This is a genomic window from Streptomyces avidinii (assembly GCF_014650695.1).
GTDB classification, from domain to species: Bacteria; Actinomycetota; Actinomycetes; order Streptomycetales; family Streptomycetaceae; genus Streptomyces; species Streptomyces avidinii.
This window is the reverse complement of sequence record NZ_BMVL01000005.1, coordinates 92,125-111,647: the sequence shown is the minus strand read 5'-3', so window position 1 is coordinate 111,647 and position 19,523 is coordinate 92,125. Positions and strand designations below refer to the sequence as shown.

Sequence of the window (19,523 nt, the reverse complement as noted above, 5' to 3'; positions counted from 1 at the left end):
CCCGAGGGCAAAATCCGTGTGCGGTACGTCAAGACCTCGCCAGGGCGGGTGGCTCAGCCCTTCGGCGTGGGCAGTCTGCCCTCGGACATCTGGCTCTGGTCGAGATCGTCACCTCCGGACGGGAGACATCACATGCCCGGGTACCGACTCCACGACCGCGCCGCCCTGTTCGGGGCCCTGGTCGTACCCCTCCTCGTGGCGCTGGCGCTCGTTCCCTTCCGCACGCGTCTGTCCACGACGAACGAGGCGCTGGTGCTGGTCGTCGCCGTCGTTGCGATCGCCGCCTCGGGTACGCGCGCCGCCGCGACCCTGGCCGCGCTCTCCGCGGCGGCCTGGTTCGGCGTCCTCCTCCTCGCCCGGCCCTACCGGCCGTTCACCGTCGCAGACGGCGACGAGATCCAGACGGCCGTCCTGCTGCTCGTCGTCGGGCTGATCGTCTCGCAGTCGGCCGTACGCGCCCGACGGCTGCATGCGGTCGTGGTCACCGGCGCCGCGCACCTGTCCAGCCTCCAGGGCACCGCCCGGCTGGCCGAGCAGGGCGGCGCACCGGATGCGGTGGTCGAGTTCGTCCGCCGGGAGCTGATCGGCGTACTGGGTCTGCGCGGCTGCCGCTTCGAGTACGGAACCCTGATCGGGCACCGGCCCCGGCTGGAGCACGGCGGCGGTCTGTGGCTGCGGCGGGGCGGGGAGGTCACCGGGTACGCCGACTGGCCGGACGGCGAGACCGAGCTGCGGGCCGTCGGGGGCGGGCACTACTACGGCCGCTTCCTCCTCGACCCGTTCCCCGGGTGCCCGCTGCCGCCCGAGGAGGCCCGCTCGGTGGCGGTCGCCCTGGCCGCGCTGGCGGGCGCGGCGCTGGACACGGCCGGGGTGCCCCACCGGGGCTGAGCGGCAGTGTCCCCACCGGGGCCTGGTCCGGCTCACCGAGCGTCGCGGTGGACCCGGGCGAGGATCAGGACCGTGTCGTCGGTCGGCGGTTCGGGCAGCAGGCCGGCGAGGATGCGGTCCGCCGTCTCCTCCAACGACCCGCCGCCCTGGCCCAGTTCGGCGCGCAGGGCGTCCAGCCCCGCCTCGATGTCCCGCCCCCGGACCTCGATGAGGCCGTCGGTGTACAGGGCGAGGGTCGCGTTCTCGGGCAGTTCGATCTCGGTGGTGCGGAACGGGCAGCCGCCGACGCCCAGCGGGACCCCGAGGACGTCGTCGACGGTCTGCACCGTGCCGTCCGGCCGGAGCACCAGGGGCGGGGGGTGGCCGGCGCTGGCGATGCGGGCGCGGCCGGTGCGCGGGTCGTAGACGAGGTACAGGCAGGTGGCGAGCTCGATGCCGGCCTCCTGGGCGCAGGCGTCGAGTTCGCCGAGCAGGTCGGCGGGCTCGCTGTCGTGCCGGGCCAGGGCCTTGGTCGTGATGCGGAGGTGGCCCATGGCGGCGGCCGCGGACACCCCGTGCCCCATCACGTCGCCCACGACGAGCACGACCCGGCCGTCGGGCAGGTTGATCATGTCGTACCAGTCACCGCCGACCTCGGTGATCCGGCTGCCGGGCACGTACCGGTGGGCGACGTCCACGTACGGGGTGACTGCCAGCGTCGTGGGCAGCAGGGCCCGTTGCAGGGTCAGGGCGATGTCCTGGACCCGGCTGTAGAGGCGGGCGTTGTCCAGGCAGATCGCTGCACGCGAGGCGAGTTCGCCGGCCAGGCTGACGTCCTCCTCGCTGAAGGACGGACGGGCGGCGGACCGGCCGAACATGGCGATGCCCTGGACGGTGCCCCGGGCGATGAGCGGGGCGACGAGAATGCAGGCCACCCCGCTCTCGCCCATGATCTTCGTGCGTGACTCGGTGACGACGGTCCGGGCCAGGAACTCCTCGTCCACCACGGCCGAGATGGCGCGGCCGGTGCGCAGCATCTCGTGGATGACGGAGCCCGGCGGGTACCGCACCCGTTCCACCCCGCTGACGAGTTCGGTGGCCGGAGCGGGCAGCGTCGTCCCGGAGGCGATCCGGCGGGTGAACAGGGGGCGAGCCGGGTCGAAGTCCTCGGTCTCGTCCATCCATTCCACGATCTCGACCACGGAGCCGTCGCAGAAGTCCGGCATCGACGCGTCGACCAGTTCCTGGGCGGTGAGGTTGACGTCCAGGGTGGTCCCGATCCGGGTGGAGGCCCCGTCGAGGAGGGCCAGCCGGCGACGGCTGGCGGTGGCTTCCAGGATGGCCCGTTCCCGGTCCGTCACGTCGATCATCAGCCCGCCCACGCCGGAGCGGGTGCCGACGGCCCGGCTCAGCGGGAAGAAGCTGACGGACCGGACCTGGTCGCGGTCCGGATGCCCGCGCGGGCGCACGCCGACCAGTGTCCCCACGACGGGCGCTCCGCCCTGGGCGACGGCGCGGAGCATGCGCTCGTACTCACCTCCGTCGGACATGATCATGATTTCGTCCATGCGCCGCCCCAGGTGGGCCTCGATCGGCAGGCCGTCCATGTCGGCGAGCGCCTGGTTGAGGTGGATGTACCGCAGGTCCTGGTCGACCATGACCAGGCCGATGGGGCAGGTCTCGAAGAGGGCGTCGAGGAAGGCGAGGTTGGTCTTGACCCGGTCGAGCTCGTCGCTGCGGCTCGACAGGATCATCACCACCGAGGGGCCGCCGGATCCGGTCACGGAGAAGGACCGGAAGCCGCAGTCGAAGGCCGTGCCGTCACGGTGCCGGGCCGTCAGCCGGCCCCGCCAGTAGCCCTGCGTACGGCCCTGTTCCGTCAGCCGGGAGCACGATGCGGACGTGCCGCCGCGGGAGGCGTCGGCGAAGAGGACGGCGCCGGGCCGGGTGAGGACGGCGCCGGGCTCGTACCCGAAGAGGTCACGGGCGCCGGGCCCCCAGTAGCAGACGCGGTCGTGTTCGTCGATGCCGAGGACGGCCACGGGCACGCGCTCCAGCAGCGACCCCGGCTCGGACCAGATCGGGCCGTGGATCTCCTCGCCCCCCGGCGGAGCCGCTGGCACGAGACGTCCCCTTCCGCAGGCCGTTCCCTCCACATCATTATGCGGACACCCGCGATCTCGCGCGGCAGGAGCCGCGCCCGGCCCCCGCCCCCGGTCCGGGTGGGCGCCGGAACACCGGTGACACGATCCGGTCCGGGGTGGAGAATCGGACGGACTGTCGTGGGGCCGAGGGGCGGGGGCGCTGATGGGTCGGGCATTGCGCGTGGGGATCGTGGTTCTGCTGCTGGGGTTCGCGCTCTGGTACGCCTCCTACTACACGACGATCGCGGTCTGGGAGCTGCGGAAGCTCTTCGCCTGGTTCGCCCTGCCCCTGCTGGCGGTGGCGGGCACCGCGGCGGGGTGGCTGGTGGTGGGACTGCTGCGGCGGCGTGCCGGACGCGGCGCGGGCGCCGGGGACGCGGGAGTCGTCCTCGGGTGCCTGGGTGCCGTCGTCGGACTGGGCCTCACCGTCGGCTGGCTGGTGTACGGCTCGTACCTCCAGGACCGTGCGTACATGGCCACGGCGCGGGTCGTGAGCGAGCCGGTGCCCGCCCTGACGGCCCGGGTGCCGTACGTGGCCGGCAAGGCGCAGGCGGCCCCGCACCTGGGCGATGTCACCGGCGAGATCGCCGACATCACCTACCTGCCCGACTCGGACCGGTTCGCCACCCTGGTGGAGCGGCGAGGCTGGCTGGCCGGGTACGAGGTGGGCCTCGTGCAGGACGTGCCCCTGGGCGGCGAGAGCCGCAGCCAGGAGCGCTGCGCGTTCGACGTGTCCGTGGCGGACGCGCGGATCAGCGGCTGGTTCACCCACAACCTCGGCAGGAAGATATCGGCCCAGAAGCGCTGGGTCCGGTTCGAGGCCGACGACGCGTACGTGACCTGTTCGAGCGGCACTCCCGTCGTCGTCGTCCCGCTCAAGCGGCAGACCGGGATACTCGTCGTGACCGAGCGCCCCGCCGGTGTCGCGCTCTACGACGGGCGGACCGGAAAGCTCACCGTCACCACCGACACCTCCGCCGTTCCCGGTCCGTCGTATCCGATCAGCCTCGCGGCCCGGCAGCGGGAGGGCACGGCCGCGGTGGGCGGCTTCAGCGACTGGTGGTTCGAGCGCAACGGCTGGGACGCCTCCGAGGACGGCGCCAACGAGGGCAACGAGTCCGAGTTCACCCTCCGGTACCGCGAGGAGGCCGGACGCAGCGCGTACGTCACCCCGCTCACGCCGCAGGGGGAGGCCAGTTCGGTCGTGGCCGTCTCCACGGTGCCCACCCGCCACAAGGGCGGCGGGCTCGCACCGATGACCGTCCACCGCCTCGATCCGGCCTGGTCGTCCCCGAAGGCTCTGGTCGCCCTGATCAAGGCCGAGTACCGGGACGTCTGCTGCTACAACGACGACGAGGTGTTCGAGGTGGTCCCCACCGGGGGCGGGACCTGGACGGCCACCGTCGGCAGCGAGCAGAACGTCCGCTACCGGGTGGAGGGCAGGGGCCAGGTGGGCGGCCGTGAGGCGACCTGCCTGAAGGCGGCCGACGGGGCGCTCATCCGGTGCGCTCTCGCGGCGCCCGGCTCACCGGAGGAAGCCGAGCTCAAACGCCGGGAACAGGAGAAACAGCAGCAGGCGGGCGCGAAGAACCCGGGGGATCCCGGCGATCTGACGGCGTACACGAACGAGCAATTGGCCGAGCTCCAGCGCCGTATGACCGAGGAGATCGGCCGCCGCCTGAAGGCCGGCTGACCGGGCATCGAGGGCGTGGACCCTGACGGCATCAGCAAGGCCGAAGGGCATCGCCACCTGGCAGATGCATGCCTGGAGCCCGGAACCAGGAGCCGCTCCGGGCGGTTCCTGGTTGACCGGCCATGGCCACCGCCCCCTCCGGAGTGCTCGGCGGCTCTCGCAGTCGTGGAGGGACCTGGCGCAGGAAGCTCCTGCGCGCCGATCGCGGTGTTCGGCGCGCAGGGGCTCCGCCATCGGGCCGCACTCCATCGCGGCGCGGGGACGGCCGTGTTTGCGACACCCCGGCACCTGCCGGGCCCGCCGGACTCCCGCATGATCGATGCTCTGCACCGAACCTTCGATCACGGGAGTCCAGTCCTATGTCCGACATCAGCGTGCGTTCCGTGCGGGCCGGGGATTTCGCACAGTGGCGCGCCCTCTACCGCGGCTACGCCGACTTCTACCGGGTCGAGCAGACCGAGGAGGCGGCCGCCACCGTGTGGTCGTGGGTGACCGACCCCGACCACGAGGTCGGGGCCCTGGTGGCCGAGGACGCCGAGGGCCAGCTGCTGGGCCTAGCCCACTACCGTCCGTTCGCGCGTCCCCTCTCCGCGACGGTCGGCTGCTTCCTCGACGACCTGTTCGTGGCGCCCGAACACCGCGGCTCGGGCGCCGCCGACCAGCTGCTCGGCGCCCTGCGCGCGCTCGCGGCCGAGCGGGGCTGGAGCGTGGTCCGCTGGATCACCGCCGACGACAACCACCGGGCGCGGGCCAAGTACGACCAGGTGGCCACCCGCACCATGTGGGTCACCTACGACATGACCCCCTGAGGCCCCGGCCCCGCCGCCCCGCCCCCGCTGCCCCGTCCGCCACCGCCGCGGTCAGGCCGGGAGGTCCAGCAGGAGGAGGGGAGCCGTGGTGGGACGGGATGATCCGCCGGTGGGTTCGAGGGTGAGGCCGACCGCGCCGGCGTCGGCCGTGTCTCCGTCGAGGAGGACGGTGCCGTCCCGGTGGAGGAGACCGGCCGGGCGCATGGTGCCGCCCTGGTCCAGCCAGAGCTGGTAGGTCGTGCCGGGGGCGGCCGTCGGCAGTCCGCTGGCATAGAAGAGAGCCTGGTCGCGCAGGGCCGAGGTGACGATGGCGGTGGAGGCTCCGTTGCTGGTCCGGCCGTACGTCGCGCGGGCGTCGGGGGCGGACAGGACCGCGCCGACGGTGTCGAGGCGCTGCTCGATCTGCCGGGCCTGCCGTTCGTAGCGGCGGCCCTCCTCGTACTGCTGGGCGGCCAGGCCGGCGAACAGGGCGGCGACGGCCAGACTCGCGGCCGCGACGAGGACCCCGGCCCTGCGGCGCAGTGCTCCGCGCGTCGGGACCGGGATCCGGGCCACGGGGCTCCGGGGCGGGAGCTGGCGGACGCTGTCGACGGCCGCCAGGGTCCGCTGCTTCATGCCGGCGGGCGGCGGCCGGCTCACGGCGGCGGCCAGGCGTGCGGCGGTGGCCCGGAACTCGGCCACGTCCCGGCTGCACTCCTCGCACCGGTCGAGGTGCGCGGTGAACGGCTCCTGCTCGCCGGCCTCCAGCGCGTCCAGTGCGTAGGCCGCGGCGAGGGCGTGGAGGTCGGCCCGGCGCCGGTTCATGTGGTCACCCCCTGCGTCCGGTACTCACGGACGGGGCTCCGGGGCTGCAACCCCGGAACCCCGCGGTGCCGGTTTCGGCGCTACCAGGTGCTGTGGCAGTTCCAGTGGCCCGAAACCCAGTGGTTCTTCGCGTAGCTCTGGCCCCACCAGCCGTCGTGCCAGTTGCCGTGGTGCCACTTCGATTCCCAGTGCCCCTTCACCCAGGTGCACCGGTCATGGCGGTCATGACGGTCCCACCGGTCCCACCGGTCCCACCGGTTGTTGCGATGGTCGCGGTCGCGGTCCCGGTCGTGGTCACCGGTGAGCGTCGAGCTCACGGCGGCGGACGCCGTCGGTGCGGCGTTCGCGGTGCCGGAGAGGCCCAGCAGCGACCCACCGGCCAGGAGCCCGGCCGACGCGGCCCCGACGATCAGGCGCCGGGCGGTCAGTGAACCGGTCATCGCACTCACCTCCTTCCTTCCCTCGGACGGTCGGTTCGGCGGCCCCTTCTGCCTCAGGAGCCTCATCAGGGATTCGCCACCAACGGGGCGATGGATTGGAAAAGCCTCAGGGCAATACAAAATGCCTCACCGTCGCCGCGGGCGCGCCGGCGCCTATGCTGCGGGCGTGCCGTCGTACTCCCTGGGACAGGCCGCCCGACTACTGCGCGTGAGTCCCGAGATCGGGATCGTCACCGCCGTACGGCTCGACGAGGTGGAGATCCAGTCCGGCCCGCACCGCGTGGTGTCCCTGGTGACCCGGGAGTCGGTCGAGGAGCTCGGCATCACGGTCGGGTCGACCGTCACGGGGGGGTCTCGAACGGCGACGCCACATGGCCCTGCGCCTGGCCGAGGAGATCCCGCCGCGAGCTCACCACCGAAAACGACCGATGACGTACGAGATCGAGATCAACAAGCGGCGGTCGCGATGATCGCGACCGGCCCGCCGGGCGGCCACTTCGCCGACGCCGGGGTCAGCATGCTGCGGCACGGGACCTACGACATAGCCGTCGGCACGGCCGAGTTCGGCAACGGCACCACCACCGTCCACAAGCAGATCACCGCGGGCGCGCTGAACACCACCGTCGACCGATTCACGGTCCGCCAGTCGGACACCGATGTCGTCCGCCACGACACCGGCGCCTTCGGGTGCGTCCTGCTTCCGCGGGCCGTTCCGGACCGCCTGCGCGCCCGGCCCGCCGGGTCGGTCACCGCTACTGTGACCGGCATGCATTCGAATTGACGACTGCTGGGCGTTGACGGCGCACATCACGGTCACGGACACCATCGTGACGCGGTCGGGCTTCCGCAACAATCCAGGGGACCGGAACGACGACTCCCCGGTTGTTCTGGTCCTCCCCCGCCCTCAGTCCCACGGAGGGGGTATCCCATGGAGAACGAAGCCGCGATACGGGCCTGCCTGGACCTGCTGGACCAGGCACGCGACCTGCCGCTGGAGGACGAGCGGCGCCGTCTGCTGGAACAGGCCGCCAGCGACCTCGTCCGGGACGGGCGGCGCCGTCGGCGTGCCGCGAGACGGGCCGTCCGGGCGGTGGCCGACGCGAAGTTGGTGGCGGCCACCGCGACCGGAGCGCCCGACCGGATCATGGATGCAGCCCTGTCGGCCGAGGCCCCGCACCGATCGGGGCTGTCCGTGCAGGACTACGTCCAGGGACACGGCGGTCCCGGTGCGGTGACCCGCCGGCCCCCGGAGCGCGTACCGGACCACGACGGGTCCCCCGGGCTGCTGGGCCGCCCACAGCGCTGCTACGTCTGCAAGAACCACTACCGGCAGGTTCATCACTTCTACGGCCAGCTGTGCCCCGGCTGCGCGGACGAGAACTTCACCCGGCGCACCGCCCGGACCGATCTGACCGGCCGGCGTGCACTGCTGACCGGCGGGCGGGTCAAGATCGGCTTCCACATGGCGCTGATGCTGCTGCGCGACGGGGCCGAGCTCACCGTCACGACCCGCTTCCCTCAGGACGCCGCCGCCCGCTTCGCCGCGGCGCCGGGTGCCGCCGACTGGTGGCACCGACTGCGGATCGCCGCCCTGGACCTTCGCGACCCCAGGCAGGTACTCGCCCTGACCGACCACCTGCTCGGCCGGGCCGCACCCTTGGACATCCTGGTCAACAACGCGGCCCAGACACTGCACCGGTCCCCCCGGGCGTACCGTGCGCTGGTCGCGGCAGAAGCCGGCGCGGGGGCGGCCGGGGCCTCCATCACGCCGGAGATCTGGACCGCCCCCGGATTCACCGTCCCCGGATCACACGCCGCCGCACTCCCCCTGACGGCGGAACTCGCCGCGCGGCCCCGGGTGTCCCCCGCCGTGGCGCACTCCCGCAGTGCGGACGAAGGCGCCCTCGCCGCGGAACCGAAATCGGACCCGGACCCGGACCGGGACCCGCAGGAGCGCACCGACGAGGCGGGACTCCTGCAGGAGACGGGCACCAGCAACTCCTGGACGCTGCGGCTCGGCCAGGTGGAACCGGCCGAACTCCTCGAGGTCCAGCTGGTCAACGCCGTCGCACCGTTCCTGCTCGCCGACCGCCTGCTGCCCCTGCTGGAGGCGTCGCCGCACCCGAGCCGCTATCTGATCAACGTCTCCGCCGTCGAGGGCCAGTTCGCCGCCCGCAACAAGACCGCCGGCCACCCGCACACCAACATGGCCAAGGCCGCGCTCAACATGCTCACCCGCACCAGTGCGACGGACCTGGCCCGCCGGGGCATCCACACCTGCAGCGTGGACACCGGCTGGGTCACCGACGAGAAGCCACTGCCCGCCCGGGAGCGGCACGCGGCCACCGGGTGGCGTCCGCCCCTGGACGTGATCGACGGCGCCGCGCGCATCTATCACCCCATCGTGCAGGGGCAGGCCGGCAGTCCCATCCACGGCGTCCTGCTCAAGGACTACCGGCACGTCGCCTGGTGACCTGACCACGTGCCTCGACCGCTGCGGTCGTACGTCCGTCGGCGGTATGCACCCGTGCCTCGCCCTTGGCACAGGCGCCGGGGAGCCGTCCGCACCATCGACGGTGGCAGGGGGACCGTCCGGGAGTCCGGGACCCCGCCCGTGGGTCAGGTGGTGGCGAGGGAGATCTCGGTCGACTTGATCAGCGCCACGACGGAGGAACCCGCGGACAGCCCCAGCGCCTCGACGGCGTCGGCGGTCACGGCCGCGGTCAGACCGCCTCCGCTCACGTTGACCTTGACGGCGGCCATGGCCTGGCCGGCCGCGATCTCGGCCACGGTGCCCGTGATCTGGTTGCGGATGGACAGGTTCTCGACCGGGGCGGTGGCCAGGGCCACCTCGGTGGCCTTGACGAGCGCCTTCACCGCCGAGCCCGAGGTGATGCCGAGGTCCTTGACTGCCTCGGCGGTGACGGCCGCGGTGATCTCCTGGCCGCCGGCCAGCCGGACCTTGACCGTCGCCATGGCCTCGCCGACGGTGACTGCGGTGACGGTGCCCGCGAGCTGGTTGCGGATGCTCAGACTCATGACGGTTCGACCTCGTCTGTAGACGCCTCGCGCGGTCCGAAGGGGCCGCACGGGACCGACCGTAGGACCCACCCGTTCCCGCCCTCTTCGACCCTCGCGCGGCAGTGCGCCAGAACCACCCGACCGGCTGGCCCCCGTACGGGCCCGGCTGCCGGGGAGCGATTCCCGGCGGCCGGGAACTCCGGGCGCCCGGCATCCGACTACTGCCACGTGGGAGGCGGATCCTCGCCTTCCCTCGCAGCGGAGGACGATCGCCAGGAGTGTGTGATGGGCGGGCTGGATGTGCGGATGCGGGACGTCGTGTGCCGGCACGGCCGGACGGAGGCCGTCGCCGACGTCGATCTGGAGATCGCCGCGGGCGAACGCGTGGCGCTGACCGGCACCAACGGCTCGGGCAAGACGACGCTGCTGCGCGCCGTCCTCGGTCTGCACCGGCAGACCACGGGCTCGATCCTGGTCGGCGGCCGGGAGGGCCGGTCGCCCGCCGAGTGGGCCTGGCGGCGGCGCGCCTGCGCCTGGATCCCGCAGAAGCCGGCCGCCGGCCGCTTCCCGCTGCTCGGCTCCGAACTGCTGGCCGCCAGCGGCGCTCCGGCGGAGGCGACCGCGGCCGCGGAGCGGCTCGGGGTGGCTCCGCTCGTCGGGCGGCCCCTGCACACCCTCTCCGGCGGCCAGTTGCAGCGGATGTACCTGGCCCGGGCGATCGGTTGCATCGCCGCGGGGGCCGAGCTGCTCCTGGCGGACGAACCGACCGCCGCCCTCGACTTCGACGGGCAGTCGGAGGCCGCGGACGTCCTCACCTCCCTGCCGGTGACCCTCATCGTGGTGACGCACGACCGGGCCCTGGCCGACCGCTGCGACCGCGTACTGGAGATGGCCGCGGGCCGACTGCGGGAGGTTCGGTGAACGCGGCCGTGCACCTGGCCGCCGCCGACCTCGGTGAACTCCTCCGGCTGCTGCCCGTACAACGGGCCGGTGCGGCCCTGCTGCTGGCCGCCATCGGCCTGCCCGTCATCGGTGTGGTCATCGTCGGGCTCGACATCATGCCGGTGCGGTTCGCCATGATGCACGTGGCGCTGCTGGGCATCGCCGTCGGCCTGCTCACCGGGCTGGACCCGATGCTGTGCGCGCTGGTGGCCTGCGCGCTGGCCGGTGCGGGGGTGGCCCCGCTCGCCCGGACCCCGGACGGCCTGTCGGGGGCGATGGGTCTGCTGATGAGCCTGGCCATCGCCGCAGCCCTGCTGCTGCTGGCCGTGTCGGGGGTCAACGCCTCCGGCGCGTTCGCCCTGCTGTGGGGCTCGATCCTGTCCGTGGGCAGCGCCGACCTGGTCGTGCTCGGCGTACTGGCGGTCCTCGTGCCGGGCCTGTTCTGGTGGCGGCGGCGCGAGATCGGCCTGCTGCTGTACGACCGTGAACTCGCCCAGTGTTCCGGCGTGCCGGTGCGGGGCCTGACGGCCGCGCTGCTGGTGCTGGTCGCCATCGCCGTCGCCGGGGCGATCAAGCTCACCGGTGCGCTGCTCGTCGACGCCCTGACCCTGCTGCCCGCACTCGCGGCGCGCCGCCTGGGCAGCTCGCTGAAGTCGATCACCCTGTGGGCGATCGGCATCGGGGTCGTGGTGAACCTGACGGGGTTCCTGCTGGCCCTGTGGCTGGACTGGCCGCCCGGCCCGGTTCTCGTCCTGACCGCGGGGGCACTGGTCCTCGCGGTGCATTTCATACCCGAACGGAGAATCAGCTCATGGCGCGCACCCGCGTCCGTATCCCTTCCCTCCTCGCACTGAGCGCGGCGGCCCTCCTCCTGACCGCCGCCTGCGGGAACAGCGACCCCTCGACCGTGGACGCCGTACGCCCGCAGGGCGGCAAGCCGTCCGTGGTCGTCACCACCACGTGGGAGGGCGCCTTCGCGAAGGCCGCGGGGGCCGAGGACATCAAGGTCATCGTGCCGCAGTCCGTCCACCACGCCCCGGACTACGACCCCAAGCCCTCGGACCTCGCAGCCGTGGCCAAGGCCGACTTCGTGTTGTACGCGCCCTTCGAGCCGTACGCGGCGAAGATCAAGGAGGCCGCGGGCTCCAAGGCCAAGCTGGTCGAGGTGGAGCTCGACAACGATCCCACCAAGGTGTCCGCCGAGGTCGGCCGGCTGGCCGGCCTGTTCGGCACCGCGGAGGCCGCCACGCAGTGGAAGACCGGCTTCGACACCGAGTACGCGAAGCTGAACCGGGAGCTGCAGGCGGGCTGGCCCGGGGGCCGCAGCCCGTCGGTCGTGACGCAGGTGTTCACGGCGTGGTCGGCGAAGCTGGCGGGCGCGACGACGGTGGGCACGTACGGGCCCGAGGCCGTGACCCCGGCGCAGCTGGCCGAGCTGGCGGCGAAGAAGCCGGAGCTGGTGCTGGACAACGCGCACATGTCCACCGGCACGGTGCTGCCCGACTCCGGCGCCAAGCAGGTGAAGATCGTCAACTACCCGGGAGAAGACCTCGACCTGCTGGCGGTGTACCGCAACGCCGCGGCCGAGCTGAAGAAGGCCATGGGCGCCTCCTGAGCACGCGGCCCGTCCGGGCCCGCGGTACGCCGTACTGTGCTCGGCGTACCGCGGGCCCGGGCGGGCGCTCAGGCGGCCGTCCATGGAACACGGCAGGTGTGGGCGGCCGTTTCCTCGGGACACAGGGTGCTGATCACCGTCCTGCGGATCGCCCGATGCGTCCGCCGGGAACACACCAGGCACAGCCGCAGCTCGACCGGTTGCCGTGCGCCGCTGCCCTGCCCGGGATGCTCCACGGCCCACTGCTCCGCGAGGAAGTCGTACCCGTCCGCGGCCGACGGCTCGCCCCCGGGGTCGGTGCGCGCGACGGTCACGCCCACGATCCGGGTGTTCCGGGCGTTCCGGGAGCGCACCGCGTCCTCGACGAGGTTCAGGACCCGGGCCAGCCCCTGCTCGTCCGCGTACAGACCGAAGGTCAGTTTGCGCCTCCTCATCGCGTCAGACCCGCCTGGTGGTCGGCGTCGCCCCTGGCGAAGACGGCGGAGAACCAGGAGTACACGGGGGCGAGCGTCGGCGACGCGGGCCACCCGTTGACCGTGGCCAGGAGCTGCCAGTACCGCTCGGCGTGGGGGTCGGCGGTCGTCCGCAGGCGGGCGAGGAGCCATCGGCGCAGGTCGCCCTCGTCGGCGGACTCGAAGGCATGGGCGTAGAGGCCGCCCAGTGAATCGGCGAGGAACACGCCGCCGGCCGCAGCCGGTACGACGCCGGCGGACACGGCCTCGGCGATCCGCTCGCGCATCGCCCGGTTGAGAGCGTCGTGCAGTGTGCCGACATCCTGCCGGGCAGGCTCCCCCGCCTGGTCCTCGGCCGTGCGGCGCAGCGCGGCACGGAAGTCCTCGTTCTGGCACAGTTCGGCGAGTTCCACCCAGGCCTCGACCTGTTCGGGCGTCGGATCGTGGGGGAGCTCGGGGGTGACGGACCGCATCAAGGCCTCGAACTCCGGGTTGCTGTGCGGGACTTCGAAGGCTTCGTCGATGAATCCGGAGACGAGGCGGTGCCGTTCGGCCTGGGAGAGCGTGGCGAGTCGGTGCATGAGTTCCATCTCCATGGGGGTGGGGCCGCGCCTGGCGATGGCGCGGAGCAGGGCCCGGCGCAGGCGCAGGGTCCGGATCTGCACGTCCAGGGCATGGGCGTGTGCTGCTGCGACTTCCGGCAGGGACACCTCCCGGTCCAGTACCTTGCGCACGGTCGCGAGATCGAGTCCGAGATCGCGCAGGGTACGGACGAGCTCCAGGCGCGCGAGCGCGTCGGGGCCGTAGCGGCGGTAGCCCGCCGGGCTGCGCCCGGCCGGCGGGACGATGCCCTGGTCGGAGTAGAACCGGATGGTCTTCACGGTCAGACCGGTCCGGCGGGAGAGGTCTCCGATGGAACGGAGCGTGTCGCTGTCGCTGTCCATGACCCCAGCTTGGTGTCTCCCCCCACGGGAGACTCAACCAGGCCCGGGGTCTTGTGCGGAGACGCACGGCAGGGTCCCGGCGGCCGGATCGGCCGCCGGGACCGGGCGTCAGCCAGCCTGGGCGAGCGGGACCTCGGCCAGGCGTTCGCGCAGCGCCGTCCGGTCGGGTTTGCCGGCCGCTGTCAGCGGCAGTTCCGTGATCAGCAGGAGCCGCTCGGGGTGTTTGCGCCGCTCCAGCCCGTGCCTGGTGAGGTGTTCACCGAGGGAGGCGAGGGTGGGGTGCTGTCCGGCTCGGGGTACCACGCAGGCGGCCAGCCGCTCCCCCATCAGCGGGTCCGGGATGCCCACGCAGGCCACGTCCCGGATCTGGGGGTGCGCGGTGAGTGCGCGTTCCACCTCGGCCGGGCTGATGTTGGCGCCGCCGCGGATGACGATGTCCTTGAGGCGGCCGACGACGTGCAGGACGCTGTCGGAGTCGAGGTAGCCGAGGTCTCCGGTGCGCACCCAACCGTCGGGCGTCCGGTAGCGGGCGTCCAGGTCGGGGGCGCCCACGTAGCACAGCGGGGTCATCGGTCCGCGCGAGATGATCTCGCCCACGGCGCCGTCGGGCAGCGGTTCGTGCGTCTGCGGGTCGGCGATCCGGATCTCCGCGACCCGGGGGTCGGGATGCCCGGCGACGACGCCGGTCCCGTCGGTGGGGGGCACCGTACTGCCCAGCCCGGTGTGGCAGTTGACGCCGTCGGCGGAGCCGTAGAGATTGACCACCGGACAGCCGAAGGCCTCGGCCGCGGCGGCCGCGGTGGTCTCGTCGAGCGGCGCCCCGCCGAGGACCAGTGCGGTGGGCGCCGGCAGCTCCTCGCCCGTGCCGTCGAGGCGTTCGAGCATCATGCGGACCATGGTGGGCACGCCGAGGATGTGCGTCGGCCGGTGTTCGCGTACCGCCTCGATCGCCCCTTCCGGGGTGAAGTGGTCGAGCAGGACGAGCGTGCCGCCGTGCCGGGCGAGGGTGACGGCGGTGCCGTTGGACCCGAAGGCGGAAGCCAGCGGCACGAGGAAGAGGCAGCTCGGCGGGGTGCGGTCAGGGATGAGCGAGGCGAGGAAGTTGCCGCGTCCGCCGGCGAGCGCGTTGTGGGAGTACGCGATCATCTTCGGCTCGGCCTCGGAGCCCGAGGAGACGAGGATCCGGGCGGCACTGTCGGGGTCGGGCCGGGCCGGGACGAATCCGCTGGGGTCGGAGCGCAGCAGCCCCGAGAGCAGAATCGTTCCTTCGGGTGCAGGTGCGGACCCTGGGCCTGCGGCTACGACGTGGCGCAGCGCCGGCAGCGCCTTCGCGAGCCTGCTCAGGTCGGCCGCATGCCGGAACTCCCGGTGCTCGGTCGCGGCGATGACGGCGACGGCTTCGGCGCGGCGCAGCAGGCACTCGGCCTCCAGGACGCCCCGGCCGACCGGGAACGGGAGCGCCATCGCACCGAGCGCGGCCAGCGCCAGATCGGCGATGACGGCGAACCGGTTGTTGGGCAGTTGTACGCCGACCACGTCCCCCGGGCCGATCCCGAGCTCCCGCAGGCCGGTGGCCAGACATCGGACCTTGCGGTCCAGCGCGGTGTAGCAGAGCTTGCCCTTGGCGTCGATGACTGCCGTCCGGTGCAGGTCGGCGATCTGGCGTGCCCGGAAGAGGCTGTAGAGGTCGAGGTCGGGGCAGGTTCCGTCGACCACCCAGGACCGGCGCAGTTCGGCGGGCAGCAGATCGTGCAGTACGAGCCTGTCGGCGGTCATACGAAGCTCCAGGGGTCGGGGACTGCGGGGGCGCCGTGCGCGTCGCGGCTGATCGAGCCGGTGAAGCGCGGATCGTGGTGCAGGTCGGACAGCTCGGTGGTGACCGCGGTCGCGGTCAGCCCGTGCTCGTGCAGCCGGGCCAGGGCCTCGGTCGTGCTCAGACCGCTCAGGTCGTGGGCGGCCGCGGCACGGGCATCGGTGTCGGCGGGAGCGAGCCAGCCGTCCGCCGTCCGCCGCGGTACCCGGAACCCGGCCGACCGCCGGGGGTTCTCACCGCGGGCCGCCCGGCGCAGCGCCGGGGCGGTCAGCGTGTCGGCGGCGCCGAGCAGGGAGGAGTCCACCCGTACGCCGTGACCGGTGCGCTCGCGCAGCAGGAGCCCCGCGAGGACGGCCTCGGCGCCGAGCAGTCCGCCCAGCACGTCGAGCAGGGTCATCAGCGAGGGCGCCGGGGCCTCCCCCTCGGGGCGGACGGCCTCGCCGACGCCGGTACGGGCCTGGACCATGAAGTCGGTGCCCATCGGGGCGTCCTCGATCCGGTCCGCCCAGCCGCTGGTGTACGCGTGGACGAGCGCGGGATTGACCCGTGCGAGGTCATCGGAGTCGAGGCCGAGCTCGGCGGCCTTGCCCGGCGCCCAGTTGTGCAGGAAGACGTCGGCCCCCGCGGCCAGATCCCGCAGGCGTCGCCGGTCGGCCTCGCTCTTGATGTCGATCTCGACGGCCCGCTTGCCCCGGTTGAGGGCGAGCCAGCGCGCCGAGATCCCGGAACAGGTCGGGGGCATGCCGCGCAGCGGGTCGCCGCCCGGCGGTTCGATCCGGATCACATCGGCGCCGAGGCGCCCGAGCAGATGCGCCGCGAGCGGTGCCTGGATTCGGCGGCCGGCCTCCAGCACGGTGAGCCCGGCCAGCGGCCCGCCGATCGGGACGCCGGGCGAGGCGCCCGGCAGGGCGCCGGGAGCCGGCCGGTCCGGCCCGATGGCCAGGGGCCCGGTGGCGGTCGGCACCAGGGACCAGGGAGCTGCGCCGTCGTGTTCGGCGGCCCGCTGCGCGAGGGAGCGCAGGGCGCACACCTGCGCGCCGTAGGCGGCTGCGGCCCGGCGGATCCGCTCCCACGTGTGGCTGCGCGCCGTGAGGTGGAGGGCCGCCGGGAAGGGTGCACAGGCGGTGGCGTAGCGGAACTGGAAGGGCCGCCAGCCGGCCCGCAGCGCCTCCGCGGGCGCCTCCAGCGCCTTCCAGAAGGCCGCCCAGGCTTCCGGATCGAGTGTCTCCAGTTCGAAGCGGACTCCGTCGGCCGAGGTGAACGGTGGGCCTCCGGGCGCGAGTTCGGCCGCCTCGCCCTCCTCCGCCCCGGCGGCGGCGAGGTACTGGGAGACGGCGAGCAGGCCTGCCCGGTCCGCGCCGGTGGTGACCGCGCGGACGGGGCCGCCCCGGGCCTGGCCCACGAGGGCCGCGAGCAGCCCCTGCACGGCGAGGACGCCGGTGGCGGTGGCCGCGTAGTCGGCGGCGAGGCCGCGCGGGTTGCCGTCGCGGCGGCCGTGCACGGCCATGATGCCGGTGGCGGCCTGCACGGTCGCCTCGTCGACGAGCCCGCCGGTGGGGCCGGCCCAGGTGGCGGTCGCGTGCGCCGGGGCGAAACCGCCGCCGGTGACGGTGGTGGTGCCGGTGGACTCGTCCCCCGGAGCAGGGCCGTCCGTCCGCGCGCCGAGCAGCCGCAGGTGGTCGGCGACGACACTCGTGATCTGCGGGGGCCCCGAGGTGTCGAAGCGCAGTGTGTCGAGCGGCCGGACCGTCTGCGTGGTTGCTGGTGACGCCATGCCTCTCCTCTCCTGGCCCGGCGGTGGCCGGCGCCCGGGTCTTACCGAATGTGGGGAACCCGGGAGCGTCCGCACCCGACCAGTTCCACGGACAGGGAGTCGGGCGGCCGTTCCCGCCAGTTCCCGGCAATGAGGAGGAAAGAAGTGACGGATCCAGCCACGGACCACGCCTCGAATGCACAACGGGCGGTAGATGCAAGTGAGTTGAGGAACCGGGTCGACCGGTTCGTCCGCTCCCGGGTGATCCCCCGCGAGGCGGTGCTGGACGGGGGCGGCCCCGCCGCGGCCGATGCGCTGGCCGAACTGCGGGACCGGGCGCAGGAGGAGGGGCTGTGGGCGCAGCCCCTGCCCGTGGAACTGGGCGGCGGCGGGCTGGACTTCCGTACGTACGCCGGCCTGGCCGAGGTGGAGGGAGCCAGCGACCACGGTCCGGCCGCGCTGGGGTCCGCCCCGTTGCTCGACGTGACGATGCTGGCGCGACACGGTGGGACCGCGGTCCGCGAGGCGTACCTGAAACCACTGGTCGCCGGGGAACTGCGGACCTGCTACGCGATGACCGAGCCGGACGTCCCCGGCACCGACCCCTTCGGGACCGCCACGCGCGCCGAGCCCGGGCCGGACGGCAGCTGGCTCGTCACCGGCCGCAAGTGGTTCACCTCCGGCGCCGCGGGGGCCGACCTGGTGACGGTCATGGCTCGCACCGGCGGAAGCGCCGGTGACCGCGAGGGGCTGTCGCTGCTGCTCGTGCCCACCGCGTCGCCCGGCTTCCGCATCGTGCGCGAACTCCCCGTCCTCGGTGCGGGTGGCCAGTACGAGATCGAACTGGACCGGGTCCGGGTCCCGGCCGACCACCTCCTCGGTGAGCCCGGGGACGCGCTCACCATCGCCGGGGAGCGGCTGGCGCTCGGCCGCACGCTGCGCTGCCTGCGCTGGCTCGGCCAGGCCCAGCGGGCCTTCGACCTCATGTGCGAGCGGGCGGTCACCCGTAGCGGATCCCGCGGGCCCCTCGCCGAGCAGCAGTTGATCCAGAGTCACGTCTTCGACGCCCTGCTCGCCCTGCGCACCACCCGACCCCTCGTCCACGAGGCCGTGGCCCTGATCGACGCCGGGCGGGACGCGCGTACGGAGGTGGGACTCGCCAAGGTCGCCGCCGCGCGCATGCTCCAGCAGGTGGCGGACTCCGCCATCCAGGTCCACGGCGCCGCCGGGCTCGGCCCGGACACCCCGCTGCCCGCACTCCTGCGCACCGGACGCGCCGCCCGCATCCTCGACGGCCCGGACGAACTGCACATCACCTCCGTGGCCCGCCGCGCCCTGCGCGCGTACGGGCCGCGGGCCCGGCAGGATCCGGAAGGGGCGGTTCAGAGGAGCTGACACCATGCCTGGACGCGCCTGTAAGTGATCGCACAGCCCACTCGGCGATGCTCCAGCCGTTCTTGTGCGGCAGGTCCGACAGCAGCCCCAGCACCAAGTCCCGCACCCGACGTCGGCGTTCAACCCGCGCGAACCGGCCCGCTATCCGGGGCATCAGGGCCTCGAACGCCTCCTGCCGGCGGGCAGGGTCTACGCTGTGACTCGCGGCCACCGCATGATCTTCAGTCTTCACACACCGATGATCAACGGTGGCCGCGCCCGTCTTCACCGCCCCTCGGTCACGACGCACGAAGACGGGGCCGCATCCCTTCCGTGTCCCGCACGGGGCACGCAGCGTTCGCCCGCCGTCTCGTGCCAGGAGGACACATGCAACGCGGTGAAGTCTGGTGGGTCGACTTCGATGGGCGACGCCCGGTCGTGCTGCTCTCGGACGAGGAGTCATCCGGATTTCAGGCGATGCAGGTCGTTGCGCCAGCAGGCGTCGACATCAGCGGCCTGGGCGTTGAAGTGGCCGTAGGAGCCCCGGAAGGACTGGCCTTCGAAGGCGTGCTGCGGTTCGCGTTCCCGCGTCCAGGCTTTACTCCGTGCACATGGCTGACCACCGTGGCCCGGGACGACCTGATCGAGCGGGCGGGCGTGTTGTCCTCCGTGAAGCTCAGCGAGGTTGGAGAAGCCCTCCGTGCCGCTGGACAGAGGAGGGAGTGGACCCCGATGACGGCTGCCAGGATCAGCGAGATCAAAGATGCCCGCCGTCTCGAAGGACTTGAGTAGCGGACGCCTGTGCTGCCCAGCTCGATCTCGTCGACGACTGACCGCTGCCCCCTCTCCACC

Annotated in this window: 17 protein-coding genes and 2 pseudogenes; 10 read left to right on the top strand and 9 right to left on the bottom strand. The window is 73.1% G+C overall.

Features of this window, described 5'->3' with window-relative positions:
* The first annotated feature begins 132 nt into the window (after positions 1 to 132).
* A complete protein-coding gene (locus IE257_RS14310) occupies positions 133 to 888 on the top strand; it encodes a DUF4118 domain-containing protein (protein ID WP_189968517.1) in 756 nt (251 codons plus the stop codon).
* A gap of 32 nt (positions 889 to 920) precedes the next feature.
* Here the strand turns inward: IE257_RS14310 and IE257_RS14305 are convergent, their stop codons facing one another.
* On the bottom strand, positions 921 to 2,990 hold the full coding sequence (locus tag IE257_RS14305; RefSeq protein WP_189968516.1) for a SpoIIE family protein phosphatase: 2,070 nt from the start codon (positions 2,988 to 2,990) through the stop codon (positions 921 to 923).
* Positions 2,991 to 3,192: 202 nt separating this feature from the next.
* Between IE257_RS14305 and IE257_RS14300 the strand changes: the two genes are divergently transcribed.
* On the top strand, positions 3,193 to 4,704 hold the full coding sequence (locus IE257_RS14300; RefSeq protein ID WP_268251403.1) for a hypothetical protein: 1,512 nt from the start codon (positions 3,193 to 3,195) through the stop codon (positions 4,702 to 4,704).
* Between the two features lie 359 nt (positions 4,705 to 5,063).
* On the top strand, positions 5,064 to 5,513 hold the full coding sequence (locus IE257_RS14295) for a GNAT family N-acetyltransferase (protein ID WP_189968511.1): 450 nt from the start codon (positions 5,064 to 5,066) through the stop codon (positions 5,511 to 5,513).
* Positions 5,514 to 5,564: 51 nt separating this feature from the next.
* On the opposite strand, the gene IE257_RS14290 is transcribed toward IE257_RS14295, so the two are convergent.
* Together IE257_RS14290 and IE257_RS14285 are read right to left on the bottom strand one after the other, a co-directional pair.
* A complete protein-coding gene (locus tag IE257_RS14290) occupies positions 5,565 to 6,317 on the bottom strand; it encodes an anti-sigma factor (RefSeq protein WP_189968509.1) in 753 nt (250 codons plus the stop codon).
* An 80-nt stretch (positions 6,318 to 6,397) separates the two neighbouring features.
* Positions 6,398 to 6,757, bottom strand: coding sequence for a hypothetical protein (locus IE257_RS14285; RefSeq protein ID WP_189968507.1), 360 nt, complete (start codon positions 6,755 to 6,757; stop codon positions 6,398 to 6,400).
* Positions 6,758 to 7,214: 457 nt separating this feature from the next.
* Between IE257_RS14285 and IE257_RS39595 the strand changes: the two are divergent.
* Both IE257_RS39595 and IE257_RS14275 read left to right on the top strand, forming a co-directional pair.
* A pseudogene (locus tag IE257_RS39595) lies at positions 7,215 to 7,445 on the top strand (molybdopterin cofactor-binding domain-containing protein); the annotation flags it as partial.
* A gap of 240 nt (positions 7,446 to 7,685) precedes the next feature.
* Positions 7,686 to 9,230 (top strand): SDR family NAD(P)-dependent oxidoreductase, encoded by a 1,545-nt coding sequence (locus IE257_RS14275; RefSeq protein ID WP_189968505.1) that lies wholly within the window; start codon positions 7,686 to 7,688, stop codon positions 9,228 to 9,230.
* A 146-nt stretch (positions 9,231 to 9,376) separates the two neighbouring features.
* Here the strand turns inward: IE257_RS14275 and IE257_RS14270 are convergent, their stop codons facing one another.
* The gene (locus tag IE257_RS14270; protein ID WP_189968503.1) at positions 9,377 to 9,796 is read right to left on the bottom strand and encodes a TOBE domain-containing protein; all 420 of its coding nucleotides are present in this window, start codon (positions 9,794 to 9,796) and stop codon (positions 9,377 to 9,379) included.
* Positions 9,797 to 10,063: 267 nt separating this feature from the next.
* Between IE257_RS14270 and IE257_RS14265 the strand changes: the two genes are divergently transcribed.
* The 3 genes from IE257_RS14265 to IE257_RS14255 are packed head-to-tail and all read left to right on the top strand — an operon-like array spanning position 10,064 to position 12,335.
* Positions 10,064 to 10,699 (top strand): metal ABC transporter ATP-binding protein, encoded by a 636-nt coding sequence (locus tag IE257_RS14265; RefSeq protein ID WP_189968501.1) that lies wholly within the window; start codon positions 10,064 to 10,066, stop codon positions 10,697 to 10,699.
* Complete coding sequence (locus IE257_RS14260; protein WP_229920360.1) at positions 10,696 to 11,574, top strand: metal ABC transporter permease; 879 nt, start codon at positions 10,696 to 10,698, stop codon at positions 11,572 to 11,574. The genes IE257_RS14265 and IE257_RS14260 overlap by 4 nt, the downstream gene beginning before the upstream one ends.
* Positions 11,532 to 12,335, top strand: a complete 804-nt coding sequence (locus tag IE257_RS14255) for a metal ABC transporter solute-binding protein, Zn/Mn family (protein ID WP_189968499.1) — start codon at positions 11,532 to 11,534, stop codon at positions 12,333 to 12,335. Before IE257_RS14260 ends, IE257_RS14255 begins: the two co-directional genes overlap by 43 nt.
* A gap of 68 nt (positions 12,336 to 12,403) precedes the next feature.
* On the opposite strand, the gene IE257_RS14250 is transcribed toward IE257_RS14255, so the two are convergent.
* From IE257_RS14250 to IE257_RS14235, 4 genes are all read right to left on the bottom strand, one after another.
* Entirely contained in the window at positions 12,404 to 12,769 is a 366-nt protein-coding gene (locus tag IE257_RS14250; RefSeq protein WP_189968497.1) for a hypothetical protein, read from the bottom strand.
* On the bottom strand, positions 12,766 to 13,731 hold the full coding sequence (locus IE257_RS14245; RefSeq protein ID WP_189968494.1) for a MerR family transcriptional regulator: 966 nt from the start codon (positions 13,729 to 13,731) through the stop codon (positions 12,766 to 12,768). Before IE257_RS14245 ends, IE257_RS14250 begins: the two co-directional genes overlap by 4 nt.
* 108 nt (positions 13,732 to 13,839) lie before the next feature.
* A complete protein-coding gene (locus IE257_RS14240; RefSeq protein WP_189968493.1) occupies positions 13,840 to 15,507 on the bottom strand; it encodes a class I adenylate-forming enzyme family protein in 1,668 nt (555 codons plus the stop codon).
* On the bottom strand, positions 15,504 to 17,318 hold the full coding sequence (locus IE257_RS14235) for a CoA transferase (protein ID WP_189968491.1): 1,815 nt from the start codon (positions 17,316 to 17,318) through the stop codon (positions 15,504 to 15,506). Before IE257_RS14235 ends, IE257_RS14240 begins: the two co-directional genes overlap by 4 nt.
* A 204-nt stretch (positions 17,319 to 17,522) precedes the next feature.
* Between IE257_RS14235 and IE257_RS14230 the strand changes: the two genes are divergently transcribed.
* Complete coding sequence (locus IE257_RS14230; RefSeq protein WP_245384742.1) at positions 17,523 to 18,692, top strand: acyl-CoA dehydrogenase family protein; 1,170 nt, start codon at positions 17,523 to 17,525, stop codon at positions 18,690 to 18,692.
* Positions 18,693 to 18,726: 34 nt separating this feature from the next.
* Here IE257_RS14230 and IE257_RS14225 read toward each other — a convergent pair.
* Positions 18,727 to 18,903, bottom strand: a pseudogene (locus tag IE257_RS14225) (IS701 family transposase); the annotation flags it as partial.
* A gap of 155 nt (positions 18,904 to 19,058) precedes the next feature.
* On the opposite strand from IE257_RS14225, the gene IE257_RS14220 reads away from it, so the two are divergent.
* On the top strand, positions 19,059 to 19,463 hold the full coding sequence (locus IE257_RS14220) for a type II toxin-antitoxin system PemK/MazF family toxin (protein ID WP_189968487.1): 405 nt from the start codon (positions 19,059 to 19,061) through the stop codon (positions 19,461 to 19,463).
* The last annotated feature ends 60 nt before the right edge of the window (positions 19,464 to 19,523 follow it).

Coding starts and splice junctions, on each gene's coding strand:
- IE257_RS14310 (WP_189968517.1), top strand. CDS start 133: ATGCCCGGGTACCGACTCCACGACCGCGCCGCCCTGTTCGGGGCCCTG.
- IE257_RS14295 (WP_189968511.1), top strand. CDS start 5,064: ATGTCCGACATCAGCGTGCGTTCCGTGCGGGCCGGGGATTTCGCACAG.
- IE257_RS14290 (WP_189968509.1), bottom strand. CDS start 6,317: ATGAACCGGCGCCGGGCCGACCTCCACGCCCTCGCCGCGGCCTACGCA.
- IE257_RS14285 (WP_189968507.1), bottom strand. CDS start 6,757: ATGACCGGTTCACTGACCGCCCGGCGCCTGATCGTCGGGGCCGCGTCG.
- IE257_RS14275 (WP_189968505.1), top strand. CDS start 7,686: ATGGAGAACGAAGCCGCGATACGGGCCTGCCTGGACCTGCTGGACCAG.
- IE257_RS14270 (WP_189968503.1), bottom strand. CDS start 9,796: ATGAGTCTGAGCATCCGCAACCAGCTCGCGGGCACCGTCACCGCAGTC.
- IE257_RS14265 (WP_189968501.1), top strand. CDS start 10,064: ATGGGCGGGCTGGATGTGCGGATGCGGGACGTCGTGTGCCGGCACGGC.
- IE257_RS14255 (WP_189968499.1), top strand. CDS start 11,532: ATGGCGCGCACCCGCGTCCGTATCCCTTCCCTCCTCGCACTGAGCGCG.
- IE257_RS14250 (WP_189968497.1), bottom strand. CDS start 12,769: ATGAGGAGGCGCAAACTGACCTTCGGTCTGTACGCGGACGAGCAGGGG.
- IE257_RS14245 (WP_189968494.1), bottom strand. CDS start 13,731: ATGGACAGCGACAGCGACACGCTCCGTTCCATCGGAGACCTCTCCCGC.
- IE257_RS14240 (WP_189968493.1), bottom strand. CDS start 15,507: ATGACCGCCGACAGGCTCGTACTGCACGATCTGCTGCCCGCCGAACTG.
- IE257_RS14235 (WP_189968491.1), bottom strand. CDS start 17,318: ATGGCGTCACCAGCAACCACGCAGACGGTCCGGCCGCTCGACACACTG.
- IE257_RS14220 (WP_189968487.1), top strand. CDS start 19,059: ATGCAACGCGGTGAAGTCTGGTGGGTCGACTTCGATGGGCGACGCCCG.